This window comes from Phyllobacterium sp. 22229 (assembly GCF_052056495.1).
GTDB classification, from domain to species: domain Bacteria; phylum Pseudomonadota; class Alphaproteobacteria; order Rhizobiales; family Rhizobiaceae; genus Phyllobacterium; species Phyllobacterium myrsinacearum.
This window is the reverse complement of the sequence record NZ_JBQEPA010000015.1, coordinates 55,109-74,454: the sequence shown is the minus strand read 5'-3', so window position 1 is coordinate 74,454 and position 19,346 is coordinate 55,109. Positions and strand designations below refer to the sequence as shown.

19 protein-coding genes and 1 pseudogene are annotated in these 19,346 nt (G+C 60.7%); 8 read left to right on the top strand and 12 right to left on the bottom strand.

The window, feature by feature from the left end; translation table 11 throughout:
- Window positions 1-16: 16 nt before the first annotated feature.
- Window positions 17-1,036, top strand: coding sequence for a nicotinate-nucleotide--dimethylbenzimidazole phosphoribosyltransferase (cobT, locus tag ACTJJ7_RS18515; protein ID WP_105732359.1), 1,020 nt, complete (start codon window positions 17-19; stop codon window positions 1,034-1,036).
- A 22-nt stretch (window positions 1,037-1,058) separates the two neighbouring features.
- Here cobT and ACTJJ7_RS18510 read toward each other — a convergent pair whose 3' ends face one another.
- Both ACTJJ7_RS18510 and ACTJJ7_RS18505 read right to left on the bottom strand, forming a co-directional pair.
- Entirely contained in the window at window positions 1,059-3,380 is a 2,322-nt protein-coding gene (locus ACTJJ7_RS18510) for an autotransporter domain-containing protein (RefSeq protein WP_440968427.1), read from the bottom strand.
- Between the two features lie 500 nt (window positions 3,381-3,880).
- Complete coding sequence (locus tag ACTJJ7_RS18505; protein ID WP_440968426.1) at window positions 3,881-4,309, bottom strand: MarR family winged helix-turn-helix transcriptional regulator; 429 nt, start codon at window positions 4,307-4,309, stop codon at window positions 3,881-3,883.
- A 95-nt stretch (window positions 4,310-4,404) separates the two neighbouring features.
- On the opposite strand from ACTJJ7_RS18505, the gene ACTJJ7_RS18500 reads away from it, so the two are divergent.
- Window positions 4,405-4,758, top strand: coding sequence for a hypothetical protein (locus tag ACTJJ7_RS18500; RefSeq protein WP_440968425.1), 354 nt, complete (start codon window positions 4,405-4,407; stop codon window positions 4,756-4,758).
- 55 nt (window positions 4,759-4,813) lie between these two features.
- On the opposite strand, the gene ACTJJ7_RS18495 is transcribed toward ACTJJ7_RS18500, so the two are convergent.
- Window positions 4,814-5,260, bottom strand: a complete 447-nt coding sequence (locus tag ACTJJ7_RS18495; protein ID WP_440968424.1) for a DoxX family protein — start codon at window positions 5,258-5,260, stop codon at window positions 4,814-4,816.
- Window positions 5,261-5,350: 90 nt separating this feature from the next.
- The gene (locus ACTJJ7_RS18490; RefSeq protein ID WP_105732364.1) at window positions 5,351-6,874 is read right to left on the bottom strand and encodes a sensor histidine kinase; all 1,524 of its coding nucleotides are present in this window, start codon (window positions 6,872-6,874) and stop codon (window positions 5,351-5,353) included.
- 134 nt (window positions 6,875-7,008) lie between these two features.
- Here ACTJJ7_RS18490 and ACTJJ7_RS18485 point away from each other — a divergent pair, with 134 nt between their 5' ends.
- The 4 genes from ACTJJ7_RS18485 to ACTJJ7_RS18470 all read left to right on the top strand — a co-directional run bounded on the left by ACTJJ7_RS18485 (window position 7,009) and on the right by ACTJJ7_RS18470 (window position 9,488).
- Window positions 7,009-7,659, top strand: coding sequence for a thermonuclease family protein (locus ACTJJ7_RS18485; protein ID WP_440968423.1), 651 nt, complete (start codon window positions 7,009-7,011; stop codon window positions 7,657-7,659).
- On the top strand, window positions 7,656-8,267 hold the full coding sequence (locus ACTJJ7_RS18480; RefSeq protein ID WP_440968422.1) for a glutathione S-transferase family protein: 612 nt from the start codon (window positions 7,656-7,658) through the stop codon (window positions 8,265-8,267). The genes ACTJJ7_RS18485 and ACTJJ7_RS18480 overlap by 4 nt, the downstream gene beginning before the upstream one ends.
- Before the next feature lie 10 nt (window positions 8,268-8,277).
- Window positions 8,278-8,898, top strand: coding sequence for a uracil-DNA glycosylase family protein (locus tag ACTJJ7_RS18475; protein WP_105732367.1), 621 nt, complete (start codon window positions 8,278-8,280; stop codon window positions 8,896-8,898).
- Window positions 8,899-9,008: 110 nt separating this feature from the next.
- On the top strand, window positions 9,009-9,488 hold the full coding sequence (locus ACTJJ7_RS18470) for an Lrp/AsnC family transcriptional regulator (protein WP_105732368.1): 480 nt from the start codon (window positions 9,009-9,011) through the stop codon (window positions 9,486-9,488).
- 31 nt (window positions 9,489-9,519) lie between these two features.
- On the opposite strand, the gene ACTJJ7_RS18465 is transcribed toward ACTJJ7_RS18470, so the two are convergent.
- Entirely contained in the window at window positions 9,520-10,149 is a 630-nt protein-coding gene (locus tag ACTJJ7_RS18465) for a TetR/AcrR family transcriptional regulator (protein WP_440968421.1), read from the bottom strand.
- A gap of 40 nt (window positions 10,150-10,189) precedes the next feature.
- On the opposite strand from ACTJJ7_RS18465, the pseudogene ACTJJ7_RS18460 reads away from it, so the two are divergent.
- Window positions 10,190-11,209 (top strand): annotated as a pseudogene (locus ACTJJ7_RS18460) (type I glyceraldehyde-3-phosphate dehydrogenase); the annotation flags it as partial.
- Between the two features lie 129 nt (window positions 11,210-11,338).
- Here the strand turns inward: ACTJJ7_RS18460 and ACTJJ7_RS18455 are convergent.
- A complete protein-coding gene (locus tag ACTJJ7_RS18455) occupies window positions 11,339-12,208 on the bottom strand; it encodes an NAD(P)-dependent oxidoreductase (RefSeq protein ID WP_440968420.1) in 870 nt (289 codons plus the stop codon).
- Between the two features lie 61 nt (window positions 12,209-12,269).
- Between ACTJJ7_RS18455 and ACTJJ7_RS18450 the strand changes: the two genes are divergently transcribed.
- Window positions 12,270-14,726, top strand: a complete 2,457-nt coding sequence (locus ACTJJ7_RS18450; RefSeq protein ID WP_440968419.1) for a penicillin acylase family protein — start codon at window positions 12,270-12,272, stop codon at window positions 14,724-14,726.
- A gap of 5 nt (window positions 14,727-14,731) precedes the next feature.
- On the opposite strand, the gene ACTJJ7_RS18445 is transcribed toward ACTJJ7_RS18450, so the two are convergent.
- The 6 genes from ACTJJ7_RS18445 to mobA form a co-directional block, all read right to left on the bottom strand.
- On the bottom strand, window positions 14,732-15,352 hold the full coding sequence (locus ACTJJ7_RS18445; RefSeq protein ID WP_130270240.1) for a glutathione S-transferase family protein: 621 nt from the start codon (window positions 15,350-15,352) through the stop codon (window positions 14,732-14,734).
- Window positions 15,353-15,377: 25 nt separating this feature from the next.
- Entirely contained in the window at window positions 15,378-16,214 is an 837-nt protein-coding gene (locus tag ACTJJ7_RS18440; protein ID WP_105732373.1) for an ABC transporter permease, read from the bottom strand.
- Window positions 16,211-16,921: an ABC transporter permease gene (locus tag ACTJJ7_RS18435; RefSeq protein ID WP_105732374.1), complete on the bottom strand. Its 711-nt coding sequence runs from the start codon at window positions 16,919-16,921 to the stop codon at window positions 16,211-16,213. The genes ACTJJ7_RS18440 and ACTJJ7_RS18435 overlap by 4 nt, the downstream gene beginning before the upstream one ends.
- Window positions 16,922-17,056: 135 nt before the next feature.
- Window positions 17,057-17,845, bottom strand: coding sequence for an ABC transporter substrate-binding protein (locus ACTJJ7_RS18430; protein WP_105732375.1), 789 nt, complete (start codon window positions 17,843-17,845; stop codon window positions 17,057-17,059).
- Window positions 17,846-18,078: 233 nt separating this feature from the next.
- Complete coding sequence (mobB, locus tag ACTJJ7_RS18425; RefSeq protein ID WP_440968418.1) at window positions 18,079-18,588, bottom strand: molybdopterin-guanine dinucleotide biosynthesis protein B; 510 nt, start codon at window positions 18,586-18,588, stop codon at window positions 18,079-18,081.
- Complete coding sequence (mobA, locus tag ACTJJ7_RS18420; RefSeq protein ID WP_440968417.1) at window positions 18,585-19,232, bottom strand: molybdenum cofactor guanylyltransferase MobA; 648 nt, start codon at window positions 19,230-19,232, stop codon at window positions 18,585-18,587. The genes mobB and mobA overlap by 4 nt, the downstream gene beginning before the upstream one ends.
- Between the last annotated feature and the right edge of the window lie 114 nt (window positions 19,233-19,346).

The window sequence follows — 19,346 nt, the reverse complement described above, 5'->3', positions numbered from 1 at the left end:
CTTGGTTGCAAGGAATATCATGACCACTGGCCTGCCATTTGACGATTTTCGCACCCTCATCGAAACCCTGCCCGGACCGGACGAGGCGGCTGTCGCTGCCGTGCGCAAGCGCGATTCGACGCTGACCAAGCCGCCGGGCGCGCTGGGCCGCATGGAAGAGATCGTCGAGTGGCTGGCCGCATGGACCGGCCGTTCGCGTCCACAGGTGACGCGGCCGCTGGTGGCGGTTTTTGCCGGCAATCATGGCGTGACCGCCAAGGGCGTTTCGCCCTATCCGTCGTCGGTGACGGCGCAGATGGTGGAAAATTTCGCGGCGGGCGGTGCCGCAATCAACCAGATCTGCATTGCCAATGATCTCGGCCTGAAAATTTTTGATCTGGCGCTGGAGTATCCCACCGCCGACATCACCGAAGAAGCGGCCATGGACGAAAAGACCTGTGCCGCCACCATGGCCTTCGGCATGGAATCCATCGCGGGTGGTACGGACCTTCTGTGCATCGGCGAGATGGGCATTGGCAACACCACCATTGCAGCGGCGATTTTCCATGCGCTCTATGGTGGAACGGCGGAGGAATGGGTCGGACCCGGCACGGGCGCGACCACGGACGGCATGAAGCGCAAGGCCGAAGCGGTGCGCACGGCGGTGGCGCTGCATGGCGCGCACCTGAAGGACCCGCTGGAAGTGCTGCGCCGTCTGGGCGGGCGCGAAATCGCGGCGATGGCCGGTGCCATCCTGGCGACGCGTGCGGAACGAATCCCCGTCATCATCGATGGCTATGTCGCCACCTCGGCCGCTGCGATCCTGCATGCGGCCAACCCGGAAGCAATCGATCACTGCCTGTTCGGGCATGTCTCGGCGGAACCCGGCCATCGCAAGGTTCTGGAAAAGCTGGGCAAGAAGCCGCTGCTCGACCTTGGCATGCGGCTGGGCGAGGGGACGGGCGCGGCGCTGGCGGCGGGGATCGTCAAGGCGGCGGCGCTCTGCCACAGCGGCATGGCGACATTCGACCAGGCGGGTGTCAGCAACCGGGATTGACAGCCGATATTCGGCTCCCGCCTCAGAACCTTATCGTCAAATCGGCCTTGACGGCATTGTCGCTGGCGCGGGCGGAAAACGCGCCGGTATAGGTGAGGCCGATGGTGGTGGCTTTGCCGACATCGAAGGCAAGTCCGGCTTCGATGAGCGCGGTGTCGGCGGCAATCGGCTGGCCGCTGACGGCAAAGCTTTCGCCGCCGCTGGCAAAGGCAAACTGCGCCTCTGGTGCCACATCGCCATAGGCATGGCGCCAGCCCGCCATGCCGCGCGCCGTGACGGTGGTGGCATTGCCAAGCGTGAAGGCGCGCGAGGCGCGCAGCCCCAGCGTCGTCGTGGTCAGTTCTGTCGTTGCCGCTGGCGCCGACAGGGCAGCGATACCGCCGGTCTCGCTAAAACCATCGGTCTTCAGACGGGTATAGGCGGCCGCGGCAAAGGGTTCGAAGGCGGCATAGGCCGTATCGATGCGATAGGCGGCCTCGCCGAAAATGTGCACCGTGTTGGCGGCATAACCGGCACTTTCCGTCTCATCAAGCGTACCGAAGGTCACCGAACGGTGTGTGGCGATGGCGTGATGCGCCAGCACTGTGCCGAGGCTCAAGCTCAGCGCATCGATGGCCGTGCCGCCATAGACTCCAAGCTGATAGCTGTCGGCGGAGGTGGACGACCCCGCGCCGTGCAGCGATGTCGACCCGTAACCGGCGAGCACGCCCAGCCGCCATGTTCCGGCGATCAGAGAATCCACACCGGTGACGAACCCGCCGGTGTTCCGGTCATAGGCTGCGGCATTGCCATCGCTGGCGCCATGGCTCCATCCGCCATAGGCCTGTCCCCACAGCGCCGTGGTTGGCACGGCGCGTATCCGGCCGGACGCTGCCGCGCTGACCAGCCCGGCATCCTGCAACAGTGCGCCGCGCAGGCTGGCATGGGCTTCACCCGACAGGGCGTCATAGTTGAGCACGTCGCCCTTCTTCGACAACAGCACGGTGTCAAGCAGGCGGTTGCCGAGGCCAAGCTGCAGGACAGCATGGCCGGTGCTTTTCTGGTTCGGCGTGACCGCATCGACAAGAACGATGTTTTTGATCTGCTCCTCGCGCGGTTGTGTCTTTGCCTCGGCAGGGGCGATTTCGGCCTCCTGCAGATCTACTTTCAAGCCGTCAGCTTCCACCGGTTCGGGTGTTAATGCGACTGCCGGTTTTTCTGCCGTTTCGGGACGGGCGGGGGCTGTCAGCTCAAATGTCACGCTGACGGTCTTGTCGGTATAGGCAAGCGACGGCGTGATGTAATTATAATGCGGAAAGACAGCGTCGAACCGCCCGGTCACACCTTTTTCGGCCGTCAGGATGATAAAGTGTTTGTCGAAGAGGTTCTCGCTCTGCTCCTGGCTCAGCAATGTCCCGGCGCCTTCCATGCGAACTTCGACCACCCCGCCCAGCAGAGTTGCACTGCCGGTTACGGCCAGCTGGTCCGAGTGGCTCAGGTCTGGCGACAGCTCGACATTGAAGGTGCTGCGCTGGTCAAAATGGACATTGCCGTCCGCATGCAATGTCCCGGCCGAATTGCCCGGCGAAACCGTGCCGCCCGCAAGCACCCGCAGATTGCGGATATGACCGGTGCCGCTGAGCGTGCTGTTCCCGCCGAGTGTGATGTCGCCCGCGGTGCCGTTGACAACCGCATGGCTCGCATTGGTATCTGAGGCGCCGCCGGTCAGCGTGACATCGCCCGCCCCGCCGCTGGTCTCGACATTCAACCTGCCACCCGGATTGACCGTGATGGAGCCCGCCATTCCCTTGGCCTTGATCTTCAATACGCCCTTATCATCGACACTGCTCTTTCCGATCCGGCCGGTGATATACGCGCCGCCCGCGCCGTGCACGGTGATGTCATCGACGACGCCCCCGGCCAGAACCCGCAACAAGCCGCCCGAACCGATCGTAACCGTGTTGATTTTACCCTTGCTTTCAAGCAGGCCGCCTTGGTGCACGATGACGTTGTCGGCTATGCCTCCGGTCAGGACGGCGAGCTTGCCGCCCATATAGATCGTGCTCGTGCCGATTTTGCCCCAGACAGACACATCGCCGCTATTCACCGTAACGTCGCCTGCTTGTCCTCCGGCCTCGACGTCCAGCTTGCCGCCAATGTTGATGGTGACGCTTTCTGCCGCTCCCTTGGCTCTGATCACTGCATAACCATCCCCATTGTTGATTTCGCCGACAGCGCCGGTGTAACGGCCGTTCAGGATGACGTCGCTGACTTTGCCTTCAGCTTCAATCTCCAGCTGGCCGCCGGCATTGACCGTGACGGTCTCTGCTGTGTCAATGGCATTGATCCGCAGCACATCGTTCATGCCGACAATTCTGCTGTCAGCCCGCGCGATCGCCCCTGACCCGGCCAGCAGCAAGGCGGCGCATCCACTGTGCAGGAGATGGTTGCGAAATCTAAAGCTGCGCGTCAAACGTGCGAATACGGTCGCAACTGCGGCGTGAAAAGACATGAAATATAACTTCCAATAAACATTGTTCCCAATACAGGTGTCAGTCGAAACGAAAAATACAGTCGGAAAACAGTCGTAATATGCAATCTAGAGTTACAAATTCACAATAGTACGCGAAGTTCAAGCGCAACCTGGAAAAACCTGCGCCGTTTTTGCTGTCCGTGGCGGAAAATCCATAGAATTACATGCTTAAGGTTGTGCTTGGTATTCGCATTCTATTCCCGATAGTAGAAATTACGGATCACGGCGGGCAGATTAACCGGGCGCGATCAAGAATGCACAATCAGCAAACAAAGGGCAATGAAGATTGACCCTTGGGTTTGCCATAGTGCGGCGTCCTCAAGCGGTCCATGTCAGGATACCTGCTTTGCCGCCAGCCGCTCCAGCAAATTCCGCAACGTGTCCAGTTCCACTTCCGTAAAGCCGGAGCGCAGCCGCGCATCATAGGCCATGGCCACACCCCGCAGGCGATGAAACATGGCGCGCCCGGTATCGGTCAGCTCGATCCGGTGGATACGCCGGTTGTCCGGCGCGCGCTGGCGCAGCAAAAGACCTGCATTCTCCATGCCATTCAAATGATGCGTCAGCGTCGGTCCCTGGATGCCGACCTCATCGGCCAGTTCCGATTGCATCCGGTGCCCGCCACGCATCAGCGCCAGCAGGACGAGCCAGACCGGTATCGACCCGCCCTCTGCAGCCAGAGCGTCATCGAAGGCGCGGGAGGCGGTTTTGGCGGCGCGCGCCAGCAGCAATCCGATGGGTGTGTGTGCGGGTTCCATCATATTCCTTTGACATCGAATGATTAGATATCTATATACTATCCGGACGCGTCCATCAAGGTACCCAAGCGCGTCAATCACCAACAGGGAGGTTCATCATGCCAGTCTTTCTGATGATTTTGCTTGCCATTCACGTCTTGTCATCAATCTTTTGGGCGGGGTCGACATTTACGCTTGCGCGCACCGGCGGTGCGGGGAGCCAGCAGTTCTTCCGGCCGCAAATGGGCGCGGCAACCGTGGCCTTTCTGAGCGGCGCCACGCTGCTGGTGCTTTACCACGGCAGCTGGCTGTCGGGCTCGGAGACGGTTCTCGGGATCGGCATATTCACCGCCATTGCCGCTGCGGGTGTGCAGGGTGCATTGCGCAGAAGGCCGGAGATATCCCACCGCATCGCAGCCGGTCTGCTGGCGGTCACCGCCGTCTGCATGGTGATCGCGCGGTTTGCCGCCTGAGTGAACGGCACGATGCCACCGGCACGCGAGGCGCGTGCCGGTGGTATAATGGCGGCTAGAATTCCTTGCCGATTTTTGCGTCGACCGAATGATTGCTGGCGCCGCGGATGACGAAGAAGAACAGGATTGCCGTCCACAGGATGGACTTTTCCGACCCTGCCCAGCCCTGTCCCTGCACGATCCAGTGGAAATAGACCGTCACGGCCAGCACGATTGTGGTGGCGAAGGCTGCCGGGCGTGTCAGCAAACCGAGCACCAGCAGGATGCCGCCGAAAAACTCCGTCGCCGCCAGCAAGGGCGACCAGAACACGCCGGGATAAAAGCCCAGCCCCTCGACCATGTCGACGGCGCCGAACGGGCTGGTGATCTTGCCTGAACCGTGCACGACAAGCGCGCCGCCTGTGATGACGCGCAGAAGGGTTTCCGAGACTTGTGCGAGGCCGGTGTAGATCCCGCCAAGGGCCGGAATGATCAGAGGACGGTTGTTTCCATTTGCGTTCATAAAGCTTCCCCATGTGAACCTGTTGCAATGGGCCAGCAATGGCGGGGTGCCGTATAACGCGCAAATGACAATAAATTGAACCTGAGTGTTTTAGGCGACTTTTTTGGCGGCGGCGGATTTCGGTGCGGAATCCATGTTTTGCAGGACCCGCGCGCGCGGGAAAACCGCAAGCGCTTCCGTGCCTTCGCGCAATTTGGAGAAGAGGTGGAACTCGCCGTCATGCATGTGCACAAGCGCCTGCACGATGGGCAGGCCAAGGCCCGTGCCCTGTTCGGCGTTCTTGATGGCGATGGAGCCCTGTCCGAAGGCGGACAGGACCACCGGGATTTCCTCCGGCGGGATGCCAGGGCCGTTGTCGCGCACCGAGACATACTGCCCGCCACCCGCCGTCCAGCCGACCTTGATGTCGATGCGACCGTTCTGCGGAGTGAATTTCACTGCATTGGCCAGAAGGTTGAGGATGATCTGCCGCAGCGAACGCTCATCGGCTTGCATCGGCCACATGCCGGTTTCGAATTGCGGCAGCAGCCGTATGCCCTTGTTGCGGGCTTTCAGATCCATCATGTGGATGCATTCTTCGGCGATGTCGGTCAGGAGCAGCGGCTCCTCATTGATGGAGTAGCGGCCGGCTTCGATCCGGCTCAGATCGAGGATCTCGTTGATGAGATTGAGCAGATGGACGCCCGAGGCATGGATATCCCCGGCATATTCGCGATAGGTGCTGTTCTGGATGGGCCCGAGCACTTCCTTGGCCATGACTTCGGAAAAGCCGAGGATGGCGTTGAGCGGCGTGCGCAACTCGTGGCTCATGGAGGCGAGGAAGCGGGATTTGGCCAGATTGGCTTCCTCGGCGCGGCGGCGGCCTTCGTCGGACATGGCGTTGGCCGTTTCAAGTTCGGCAATCAGGGCATCCTTCTCCGCCTGCAGGGCAAGAGAGACGGATACCGAGCGGTTGAGCCGTGTCGCCACAAGATAGAAGAAGGCCAGCCCCGCAAACAGCATGACAACCATCGTCGCCTGTATCGGGCTCTGCAGATGGCTCGTGGCGAGGATCGTGTAGGTGATGACCGGCACGGTGAATGCCGCGAGAATGGCGGCGCGCAGGGCGGAGCAGATGATGGCGGTGATGGCCATGGCCAGGATCAGGACGACCGCCTGAATGACCGGAAACAGGCTGATACCGCAGGTGGAACAGCTCAGAAATGAAAAATAGGCCCAGCCCATGCTGGTAAGGAAGTGGCCGCCGAGATAGATGATCTGCCAGTTCTTGACCTGTTCATTGGTGATGCCGATTTTCTCAAGCCGGCGGGCGAGAAGGCCCAGGATCACATAGAGGCCAATCGTGATGCCGGCCCAGACCACCACGTCCCGGCCAAAGCCGGCGAGGACGCCGGCCACGGCGATCAGCGTGATGAACAGCGGCAGCATCGCCGCATTGACGATCAGCGCGCGGGTATGCATGAACAGCAGTTCGCGTTCGAAATGCCTGATGCCCGCATGTTCCATCAGACGGTCGCGGGCACGGCGAACCACAACGGACAAATCCTTGTTGCGCGGCAGTTTTCGCCGGTCAACAATGTTTTTGTCTGCACTGATTGCGTCGAGTAATGCCATGCGCCCCGTTCCAGATCGCCGTTTTGTCTGCACTCCGGCAGCATTGCATCGCAAGCCTATTCATAAATGATTAAAAGACCTTCAAATCTGCCAAATCGGCGAGGAGAATCAACCGGCATGGATGTGAGGCTGCGATGAACGGGCGTTTTGGCCGCTACCGCCAGCGCTGGAGGCGTCCCGCGCAGCCGCCGCGTTCGCTGGCGAGGAAACTGGCCGACTATCTGCTGATGCTGGTGTTCTTCGCTCTGGTGGCGCTGTTGGCGGCGCGGTTGTCGGTGCCGCGCGAGGTGCGGGAGATAACCGGCAGGGCCTATGTCATCGATGGCGACACGGTGGTCGTGACGGGGCAGCATGTCCGCCTCAAGGGGATCGATGCGCCGGAACTTGCCCAGCGTTGCGGCGAAGGGCAGGGCGGCTATGCCTGCGGGCAGGAGGCGCGGCAGGCGCTGGTCAGGCTGATCGATGGCCGGTTCATCCGCTGTGAGACAAGCGGGAAGGACAAGTACAGGCGCGATCTCGCTACCTGTTTTGCAGGTGATGCCGATCTCAACCGCGCCATGGTCGAGACCGGACAGGCCGTTGCCTATGGCGGCTACCGCGACGCGGAAATGCAGGCGCGGACGGAACGAAAGGGTCTGTGGAAAAGTTCTTTCGACAGGCCGCAGGATTGGCGGAAACTGCACCAGCAGGACATCGAAACACCGCCGGAAGCGCGGAACCGGCTGGCCGATATCGTCAATGGCGTCTATGACTGGGTGCGTCAGAAATTGGGAGAGATCTGGTGAAACTATATGATGGAGGACGGGCGCCGAACCCGCGGCGCGTGCGCATATTTTTGGCGGAGAAGGGTGTCGAGGTGCCGCTCGTGCCTGTCGACATGGGCGCGCTGGGGCACCGCTCGGCCGAAGTGACCGCGCTCAATCCCATGCAGCGTCTGCCCGTGCTTGAACTCAATGACGGCACTGTCATCACCGAGTCCGTGGCGATCTCCCGCTATTTTGAGGAAATCTATCCCGAACCTGCCCTGTTCGGCCGGGGTGCGGTTGGCAAGGCGCTGGTGGAAATGTGGCAGCGGCGGGTGGAACTGCACCTGTTTGCCAGCGTTGCCGCGGCCTTTCGCCATATCCACCCGGCGATGATCGAATGGGAGGTGCCGCAAATTCCCGCATGGGGCGAAGCAAACAAGCCAAAGGCCCTGGCATTCCTGGATATTCTGGACAGGCAGCTTGCGACCAGCGCTTTCATCGCGGGCGATGACTATTCCATCGCCGATATTACCGGGCTCGTGGCCATCGACTTCTTCAAGCCTGCCCGGATTGAGATGCCGGGCCATGTCACCCATGTGAAACGCTGGTACGACGCCGTTTCAAGCCGCCCGAGTGCCAAGGCATGAGGCGCTGAGCATGCCAGCCGCAGCGCTTGACGTCCTTGCAGCGCAGATCAAGGCGTGCCGCCTGTGCCGGGATGCGCCACATTATCTGCCGCCTTTGCCGCATGAGCCCAATCCGGTCTGCGTGCTGTCGCAGACCGCGCGCATCGTCATCTGCGGGCAGGCGCCCGGTATCCGGGTTCACAACAGCGGACTTCCGTTCAACGATCCCTCGGGCGACCGGCTGCGCGACTGGCTCGGGGTTGATCGCGCCGCATTTTACGATCCGGACAAATTTGCCATCGTGCCGATGGGGTTCTGTTTCCCCGGCTATGATGCGCATGGCGGCGATCTGCCGCCGCGCAGGGAGTGCCGCCATGTCTGGCACGACCGGGTTTTCGCCGCCATGCGCCAAGTCGAGCTTATCCTGACAATCGGCCAGTATGCACAGGCCTACCATCTGGGAAAGCGCCGGCGCGCCAGCATGACCGATACGGTTTTTCACTGGCAGGACTATTTCGATGCGGCGTCCGGACCGGCCATTCTGCCCCTGCCGCACCCGTCCTGGCGCAACAGCGGCTGGCTGCGGCGGAATCCCTGGTTCGAGCAGAACGTTCTCCCTGTGCTCCGGCAGAAGGTCAGGATTCTAATTTGACAGGTTTACGGATGAAATTTTTTTCAGATTTATAAAGTTTAGAATAATTTTCTTGTACGGTGGGGGAATTACGGACCATAAAGTATCCCATTCCAAAGGGACAAGAGATCATGGACAGACTCGACCGAAAAATTCTTCGCCTCCTCCAGGAGGATGCAACGCTTGCGGTGGCTGATGTCGCCAAGAAGGTAGGGTTGTCGACGACGCCGTGCTGGCGCCGTATCCAGAAACTGGAAGAGGATGGCGTGATCCAGCGCCGCGTTGCCATCCTTGATCCGGTCCGCGTCAATACGCGTGTCACGGTGTTCGTGTCGATCCGTACCGGGGCGCACAACAATGAATGGCTGAAGCGTTTTTCCGAAGTGGTGCAGGAGTTTCCCGAAGTGGTCGAGTTCTACCGCATGAGCGGCGATGTCGATTATCTCCTGCGGGTCGTCGTGCCTGACATTGCCGCCTATGATGCCGTGTACAAGCGCCTGATCGCCAAGATCGACATTCGCGACGTGTCCTCGGCCTTTGCCATGGAGCAGATCAAGTACACGACGGAACTACCGCTCGATTACATGAGCATCGAAAAGGAATCGGCCTGATCGCTGCGGGCGCATAGGCCCGTCATGGCGCCTACGGCGCCGTGGTCGCGCCTGCGGCCTTGAGGATCAGCGCGATGCTGTTGCGGGCGATGCGCTCAAGGTCGGCCCGGATCGTCCCGGCGCGGGCGCGCTGTGCAAGGCTGTGCTGCAGGGCAGCAAGCATGTCGGCGATGGCATCGATGTCGGTCGCTTCAGGCAATTGGGCGTCATCGCGCGCCGCCGCGATCCGGTCGCGGAAACGCGCGTCGGTGCGTGCGAGAGCAGCAAACAGTTCGGCGCCGATCAATGGGTCGGCTGTGGCCTCGCCGGTGATGACGCTGAGCACCGGGCAGCCGAGCGGGCGGTCGTCACCTTCCGAATAGATGGCAACAATCATCAAAAAATAGTCATTGAGCGCCTTTGCCAGCGAGGGTTCGCCAAAGAGGGCGCGGTTCCAGCGCTCGGCACTGTCATCGACATAATGGGCTACGGCCCGCAGATAGATGGCGCGCTTGTTGCCGAAGGCGGCATAAAGGCTTGGCCGCGCCATTTTCGTCGCCTCCGACAGGTGGTCGAGCGATGTGGCGGTGTAGCCGCGATGCCGGAATTCGAGCAGTGCCGCACCGAGCGCAGCCTTGGCATCATATTGGCGCGGACGGCCGCGGGCGGACTTCTCTTTCATTTCTGTACCGTATCGCAATAAATTCGTTGCAAATATTTTTATGCGAAGTAGTCTAAAATTCAGCGGCACGGAAAGCAATCCCTCTTCAAAGAAGAAGCGCGCCATTTCTCCGCCTGGACAAAAGGGACAATCGATGACTGACAAAATCCGTATCGGCATCAACGGGTTCGGCCGCATTGGCCGGACGGTTCTGCGGGCCGCGATGGCGCGCGACGACGTTGAGATCGTGGCGATCAACGACCTGCTGCCAACCGATCATCTTGCTTATCTCCTCAAATATGACAGCGTGCATGGCGGTTTCCGGGGCAGTATAAGTGCCGCAGACGGCGCGCTTGATATCAATGGCCGCACGGTCAGGGCGTTCAGCGAACGGGAGCCGGGCGCGATCGGCTGGGGCGAGGCGGGTGTCGATCTGGTCATCGAAGCGACCGGCCGGTTTCTGACAGGAAAAGCCGCGGAAGGACACCTTTCCGCAGGTGCGGGCAAGGTCCTGCTTTCGGCACCGCCGGAGGACGACACACCGGTCTTCGTCATGGGCGTCAACGCGGCCGGCTATGCCGGTCAGAGCATTGTCTCGAACGCCTCTTGCACGACCAATTGCGTGGCACCACTCGCCAAGGCGGTAAACGACGCTTTCGGGCTCGAAGAAGCGCTGATGCTGACGGTTCACGCCACAACGTCAAGCCAGAACACGGTCGACGGCGTGGCGCGCAAGGACTGGCGTTTCGGGCGCGGCATCCTCGAGAACATCATCCCTGCGACAACAGGTGCGGCGCGCATGGTCGGCAGGGTGGTGCCCGAATTGAATGGGCGGATCAACGGCATGGCGGTGCGTGTGCCGGTGTCTGACGTATCGATGATCGATCTCACATGCCGTCTCAGGGAAAACGTGTCCTACAAGGACATCTGCGCGATGATCCGCACGCAGGCGGCGAATGCGATGGCCGGAATTCTCGCCTATTGCGACGAACCCGTCGTCTCCACCGACATGCGCGGCAATCCGCATTCGTCGATCTTCGACGCGCTTGCCGGCATGCAGATCGAGGGCGGGTTGACCAAGCTCGTCGCCTGGACGACAACGAATGGGGCTATGCCTGCCGTTGCCTTGATCTGGCGGCGCATATTTCGCGCGCCCGGTAGGCGCTGCCTGGGAATCGGCCCGATCTCTCAGGCCGATGTCCCGGTCCGGCTATTTCTCCAGCCGTGCGAGCAGGGACGATGTATCCCAGCGGTTCCCGCCCATGGTCTGCACCTGCTTGTAGAACTGGTCGACCAATGCGGTGACGGGCAGCTGCGCGCCGTTGCGGTCGGCCTCGTCGAGGCAGATGCCCAGATCCTTGCGCATCCAGTCGACGGCAAAGCCGAAATCGTATTTGCCGGCGTTCATGGTCTTGTGGCGGTTTTCCATCTGCCATGAGCCTGCGGCGCCCTTGGAAATGACCTCGATGACCTTCTCGATATCAAGGCCAGCTTTCTTGCCGAAATGAATGCCTTCGGCCAGCCCCTGCACCAGACCGGCAATGCAGATCTGGTTGATCATCTTGGTGAGTTGGCCCGCCCCGGCTGGGCCCATGAGGCCGACCATTCTGGCAAAGGATTCGATGACCGGCTTTGCCCGGTCGAAGGCGTCCGATTCGCCGCCAACCATGACGGTGAGGACACCATTTTCAGCGCCTGCCTGGCCGCCGGAGACCGGCGCGTCGAGAAAATGGAAGCCGCGCTTGCGCGCTTCCGCATCGAGTTCACGCGCCACTTCCGCCGACGCGGTGGTGTGATCGACAAAGATAGCGCCCTTCTTCATCGTATGGAAAGCGCCGTTCTCGCCTGTGGTGACAGCCCGCAGATCGTCATCGTTTCCGACGCAGCAGAAGACAAAATCCTTGTCCGCAGCGGCTTCTCCGGGGGTTGGTGCATGGTTGCCTTGAAACGCATCAGCCCACTTCTTCGCCTTTTCGCCATTGCGGTTGAAGACGGTGACGTCATGGCCCCCCCGAGTCTTCAGGTGACCCGCCATCGGGTAACCCATGACGCCAAGACCGATAAATGTGACTGTTGCCATTCCGTAATTTCCTCTGTCAGATAGGCTATGTGTTCGAAGGATTGCGGGAGAGGTTAGGACAATGCGGCGGATCATCAAAGGCCTATTGTGGATTGTTTTTTCGCTCATACCGCTCGCCCTGATCGCAGGAGGCGCGGGTTACGTCTGGCTGGCGCGCTCGGTGGCCCCGGCCACCGGCGAGATGGTGCTGACGGACCTTGCGGCGCCCGTCACGGTGACGCGGGACAAGAACGCGGTGCCGCATATCGTCGGCAGCAATGTCGAGGATGTCCTGACCGCTCTCGGCTTTGTCCATGCGCAGGAACGCCTGTGGCAGATGGAGGTGACCCGTATGGCCGGGCAGGGGCGCCTGTCAGAAATGTTCGGCGACAAGACGGTTTCCACGGACCGGTTTCTGCGCTCGCTCGGCGTCTATGAATCGGCTGCCGCCTCCGTCGCTTCGCTCGATCCGGCCGACCGCAAGCGCATCGATGCCTATGTGCGCGGCATCAACGCCTTCATCAACAGCAAGGGGCGCCCGTTCGCCTCGAAATATTCGCCTGAATTTGTCATTCTCGGCTACAAGCCGGATGAATGGACAGCCGCCGATGTGATCGTGACGCTGAAGATGATGTCCGTGACCTTGGCGGCCAATATCGATCAGGAGGTTTCGCGCCTCAAATTTGCCCGGCTGGGAATGACGGACGCGGAAATCACCGATCTCTTGCCGCCCGTGGCCGATGACGCACCGCCGCCGCTGCCGGACCTGAAGCAGCTTCTGGGCCTGCCAAGCGGACCGATCAGGACAGGCGCTTTGCAAGCCGAACAGCAGTTTGCTTCGCTCAACGCCGTCATGTCGACCGGCGCATCGAACAACTGGGTGGTGGGCGGGGCGAAAACCGAAACCGGCAAGCCCATCCTGGAGAACGATCCGCACCTCGGGCTGACGGCGCCTGCCGTCTGGTACCTGGCGCATCTGGAGGTGAAGAATGCCGATGGCAGCAGCAAGAATCTCGTCGGCGTGACGCTTCCGGGCGTGCCTTTGGTTCTGCTGGGGCGCAATGATCGCATTGCCTGGGGTTTCACCAATACCGGCGCCGACGTTCAGGATATTTTTGTCGAACGGATCAATCCGGCCAATCGCAACGAATATCAGACACCGGAGGGCTTTGCGCCGTTCCGCAAGCAGCCTGTCACCATCAAGGTCAAGGGCGGCAGTGATGTGACCTTCGACCGGCTGGTCACGCGGCATGGGCCGGTGCTGCCTGCGGATTACCGTGGTCTTGATCATTATCTGCCTGACAACACGGTTGCAGCGCTGGCATGGACCGCCCTTGCCGAGGACGACAGAACCATATCGGCTGGCCTGAAACTCTGGGACTTTGCCAGCGTGGCGGATTTCCAGAACGGGATGCGCGATTTCGTCACGCCGATGCAATCGATCGTGATTGCCGACGTCGACGGCAATATCGGACTGATCGCACCGGGCAGGGTGCCGGTTCGCGATCCGGCCAACCGGATCATGGGGCGTGCGCCGTCGCCGGGCTGGGATGCAACCTATGACTGGAAGGGCACCATTCCCTATGAGGAGCTGCCCCGCCGCTATAATCCACCGGAGAATGTCATCGGCACGGCCAATACCAAGATGGTGGACGCCGCCTATCCGCATTTCCTGACGTTCGACTGGGACGAGACATGGCGGCTGGACCGGATCAAGGCGCTGATCTATGGCGCGGACAGACAATCGATGGAGAGCAACCGCAAGGCGCAGGGCGATGCCTATTCCAACGCCTATGCGGTGCTGGGGCCAGTGATGCTCAAGCTGATCGAAGGGCGAAAAGACATCGATCAGGCCGCGTTCAAACAGTTGAGCCAATGGGATTATGTGGAGGACCGCAACCGCATCGAGCCCTTGCTGTTCAATGCCTGGCTGCGCGCGGCCACCAAACGGATTGTCGAGGATGATCTCGGCGAGGCATTCCCAACCTACTGGCAGGTCCGGGTATCGGCGATGCTGCGCTGGCTCGGGCCCAATCCGGCGCGCGACTGGTGTGACGACGGGCGGACGCCGGAGAAGGAAAGCTGCGGTGACGTGCTTGCCCTGGCACTGGCCGATGCCCTGAAAGATCTCGACGGGCGCCTCGGCGCGGACCGCTCGAAATGGAACTGGGGTGCGCTGCACTATGCCTATGGAGCGCACCGGCCGTTTGCGCAGGTCAGCCCGCTTGACCGCCTCTTCAATGTGGACGTACCGGCCTCCGGCGGGGCTTTCACGCTCGACCGGGCCAAGTCGCAACTCACGGATGAAAGCAATCCGTACCGCGCCACCCATGGCAGCAGCTATCGCGGGCTGTTCGATCTGGCCGATCTCAACCGGTCGACCTATATCCAGACCACCGGCCAGTCCGGCAATGTGTTTTCAGCCAATTATCGCGATTTTGCGCAGAAATGGGCCGATACGCAGGGAATTACTATCCCGACGGACGAAAAGGCCTATCAGGACGGATTGCTGGGGATCTGGCGGTTGAAGCCGCAGTAAGCCGGTCAGGTGAGCGGTATCATCACGGCCTTCCGGTAAGCCGGGCGGGCCTTGAGGCGTTCATACCATGCGAACAGATGCGGATGATCGGGGCGCGTGATCGGCATCTCGAACCAGGCATAGGCAAAACAGCCGAGCGGGATGTCGCCGACACCGAAGTCTTCCCCGGAGAGATAGGGCTGGGAAGCCAGCGCCGCATCGGCGATTTCGAACATTGCGCTGCATTCGGAAAGACCCTTGGCCTTGGCGGCGTGATCCTGCTGGTCGGGCGCAAGTCTGACGGTATTCCAGAACACGTCGCGGAAGGGGCCGGCTATGCTTGAGGTCGTCCAATCCATCCATTTCTCGGCGCTGGCGCGGGCGGCGGGGTCTGCGATGAGCAGGCGGGCCTCACCGTATTTGGCCGCGAGATAGCGCACGATCGTGTTGCTTTCCCACAGGGCGAAGCCGTCGTCTTCAATGGCGGGCACGCGGCTGTTGGGGTTGATGGCGCGGTATTCCGGGCTGGCCACAATGCCATGGGCACCGCCAGCGGGAATGTTTTCATAGGGAATCGACAGTTCTTCTGCCGCCCAAAGCGCCTTTTTGACATTGGTCGAGTTACCGCGGCCCCAGATTTTCAGCATCGTTGTTTCTTTTCGGTCAGTTGAATCAGCGTATGAGATGGCGGGTGATGCGGCGTTCCATCCAGTCCCAGATGTGACGCAGTATTTCCACCAGCAGCAGATAGATGATAGCGGCCCAGAGATAGGCCTGGAAATCGAAAGTCCGTGAATAGGCGAGTTTGGTGTAGCCCATGAGATCGTAGACGGTGATCAGGGCGACGATGGCCGACCCCTTGATCATCAGGATGACCTCGTTGCCGTAGGGGCGCAGGGCAACGATCAGCGCCTGCGGCAGGATGACCTTGCGGAATGTGACGAATTTGGAGATGCCGAGGGAGGCCGCGCCTTCCCATTGCCCGACCGACACGCTCTGGATGGCGCCCCGTAATATTTCCGCCTGATAGGCCGCCGTATTGAGCGCGAAGGCCAGGAAGCCGCAATACCAGGCTTCGCGGAAGAACCACCACAGCCCGATTGTTTCGAGGAAACCGCGAAACTCGCTGACGCCGTAATACATCAGGAAAACCTGGGCGATCAGCGGCGTGCCGCGGAAGAAATAGACATAGGCATAGGCGATCGCCGAGCCGATCCTGTTCTTGGTCATCCGGCCATAGGCCACGGGGACCGACAGGATGGCCCCGAAAATAATGGAGCTGAACACCAGGGTCAGCGTGGTGACGAGGCCCTGCCAGTATTTCGGGCCATAGGTCTGGATGAGCACGATATCCCAGGCGGCATAGAGATCGAGCAGGAGCCCGATGATCAGCGCGGCCCAGAATGCGACAAGCACATGGCCGATGATCCGTGTCCGTGTCCAGCGTTTCGCCGGGGCGGGCGGACGCGACACGACGGCCGTGCGGGCGTTGAGGAAGCTTTCGGTCATCGCCGCACTCCACTGGCTGTCGTGCGCCGTTCAATGGCATTGATCACGAAGGACGAGAGAATGGCGAGCACCAGGTAGATCAGGCACGCCGTGCCGTAGAACAGGAAGGCGTGCTTGGTCACGCGCGCAGCGACGCCGGTCTGGCGCAGGATATCGGCCAGTCCGATGGCGGATACCAGCGCGGTATCCTTCAAAAGGATCATCCAGAGGTTGGAAAGGCCGGGCAGGGCGACACGGATCAGTTGCGGCAGGACCACTTTCCACATCGTCTGGCCGTAGGAAAGGCCGATGGCATAACCGCCCTCATACTGGCCGCGCGGGATGGCGCGGAATGCGGACAGAAAAACCTCGCTGGCATAGGATGAAAACACGGCGCCCATGGCGAACATGCCGGCCAGAAACGAGTTGATTTCAATGGTTCCGGCAAAACCCAAGAGCACGCCGAGCTTCTGGATGCCGATCTGCGCGCCGAAATAGACGAGAAACAGCGTGAGCAGCTCGGGCAGGCCACGAAAGATCGTGGTGTACATATTGGCCGCAAGCCGGATGGACGGTTCTTCGGCCTGCTTGCCGAGAGCTACGAAAAATCCGATGAGCAGACCGACCGGCAATGTCGCAAGCGCAAGAGTGACGGTCACCAGAATGCCGCTTGCTATGCTCAGGCCCCAGCCGCCTTCACCAAATCCCAACAACGCAATTGAGCCCATAGGCTTCTTTCATTCTTTTGCGGACCATTCCCCAGTGCCCGATTTTTCGGGCCGGCCCGTCATTTTGAACTTAGAGATCGACGGAGATGGCGGAAATCCGCCATCTCCAGTGCCGCTTCTGAAAAGAAGCCTTAGTTACTCGGCGCCATAAACGTCAAGCTTGAAGTACTTGTCGTTGATCTGCTTGTACTTGCCGTTCTTGCGGATCGCGGCGATGGCATCGGAGAATTTGTCAGCCAGGGCCGTGTTGCCCTTCTTGACGGTTACACCGGCGCCCGGACCATGGATGACCGGATCCGGTGTGATCGTGCCGAGGAGCTTGCAGCACTTGCCGGCATCGCTGTCGAGCCACTGGCCGAGCACGACGGAGTCGTCCATGGCAGCGTCGATGCGGCCATTGGCCAGGTCGAGCTTATATTCGTCGGCGGTCGGATACATCTTGATGTCGGCGCCGCTGTACTTGGCTTCGGCAAAGTTGGAGTGGCTGGTCGATGCCTGCACGCCCAGCGTCTTGCCCTTCAGGGATTCCGGCGTGACGTCCTTCAGCTTGGAATCCTTCGGTACGGCAATGCCGGGAGGCGTGTTGTAGTACTTCTTGGAGAAATCGACCTTCTTCAGGCGCTCATCCGTGATGGACATGGATGCGATGATGGCATCGAACTTGCCGGCCTGCAGGGCGGGAATCATGCCATCCCAATCCTGGGTAACGAAGGTGCACTGCGCCTTCATCTCTTCGCAAAGCGCCTTGCCGATGTCGATGTCAAAGCCTTCCAGCTTGCCGTCCGGCGTCAGGTTGTTGAAGGGCGGGTAGGCTCCCTCTGAAGCGATGGTCAGCTTCAGGGCGTCCTCCGCATGGGCCGCTCCCATGGACAATGCAAAGGCAACGGCGGCAACGCCGAGTGCGAGACGCTTGGTGATACGCATTATTCAACCTCTCTTTTGTGGCCCGGCTGTTCCCCTGTTCTTTTGGACAGCCTTCCGGGCAAGGTCGCAGTTTTTTCGCTGCTCCTGACCGGCGATATTCCCACTAGTTTTCTGATAAAAGCAACCGGGAATCTTTTACCAGCAGGCGATTCAGGGCGGCAAAACCACATAATTGTTTGTGCATTATATTTTTCTTGCGCAGCTTCCGCGCGAAACGTCATTTCATGGCGCGTTTAACGTGCAAGTCCCATCTCGCGCTCGATAAAGTCGGCCAATTCTGTCGTGTTATCGAGGTCGAAAACGGGAATCCGCTCACCTGCGACCGGGAAATCGCTGGCGATGGCGACCACGCTGGGATCATTCTGCGCCAGGTTCTCGCCGGACCGTCCTTCGCGCCGCCGTGTCTCGATCTTCTTGTGGCTTTCGCGCTTGTAGCCCTCGACCAGAACAAGATCGCAGGGGGCAAACCGCGCGACAATCTCCTGAAGTGTCGGCTCTGTCTCATCTGCCAGTTCGTGCATGAGCGCCCAGCGGCGGCCGGAAACAATGGCAACCTCGCCGGCGCCCGCCTTGCGGTGGCGGAAGGAATCGGTGCCTTCCTGATCGATGTCGAAATCATGATGGGCGTGTTTGACGGTTGCAATCTTCCAGCCGCGCCGCGTCAGTTCCGTGACGAGCTTCACCGTCAGCGTTGTTTTGCCTGAGTTCTTCCAGCCGGTGATGCCGAAGATGCGGTGGGTCATGGGCCTGGTTCCCCGTTCTGCTGTTCAGCAATCATCATTCGCGCCTGATCGAGATCGCCGGGACGATTGATATTGAAGAAGGGATCGAATGAATCGCCTGATTGCGCCGTCATCAGCGGAAAATCCACCGTGCGGTGCGCGTGGTTTTCAATCCAGGTCCGCACCCGCCGGTTGTGCGGATCGCGCAGCCATTGCTTCAGGTCCTCCTTCATCGCTACCGGCCAGAGCCCGAAGACCGGGTGCCATGTCCCATCGGAGACCGCGACGGCGATGTGATCCGGAGCGCCGGCGATGGCGCCGCCAAGCCTGGCGGCGAGATCACGGGGGAAGAATGGCGTATCGGTGGCAACGGTCAGGATATGGGTGAAGGCAAGAGGGCTGCCTGCCGCCCATTCCATACCCGCAGCGATACCCGCGAGAGGGCCGGCAAATCCGGCAACGCTATCGGCGACGACGGGAAGGCGCAGGCCGGAAAACTGCGAGGGATCGCCATTGCTGTTGATGGCCACGGCTTCGAGCTGGGGCGACAGGCGCCCGGCGATGAAATCAATCAGCCGCGCTGTGCCGAACGGCAGAAGCGCCTTGTCCTGGCCGTCCATGCGGCTCGACCGGCCACCGGCCAAAATGATTCCCGCAATGCGCACGGCTAGAGCATTTTCCGGCCGTATTGACCGTATTCTGTTTCTCGTCTGGCGAGACAATCCGCGCGGAAGGTGGCGAGGCCGATGTGGTTCATCGGACGAAGCCGCCTGACAAAG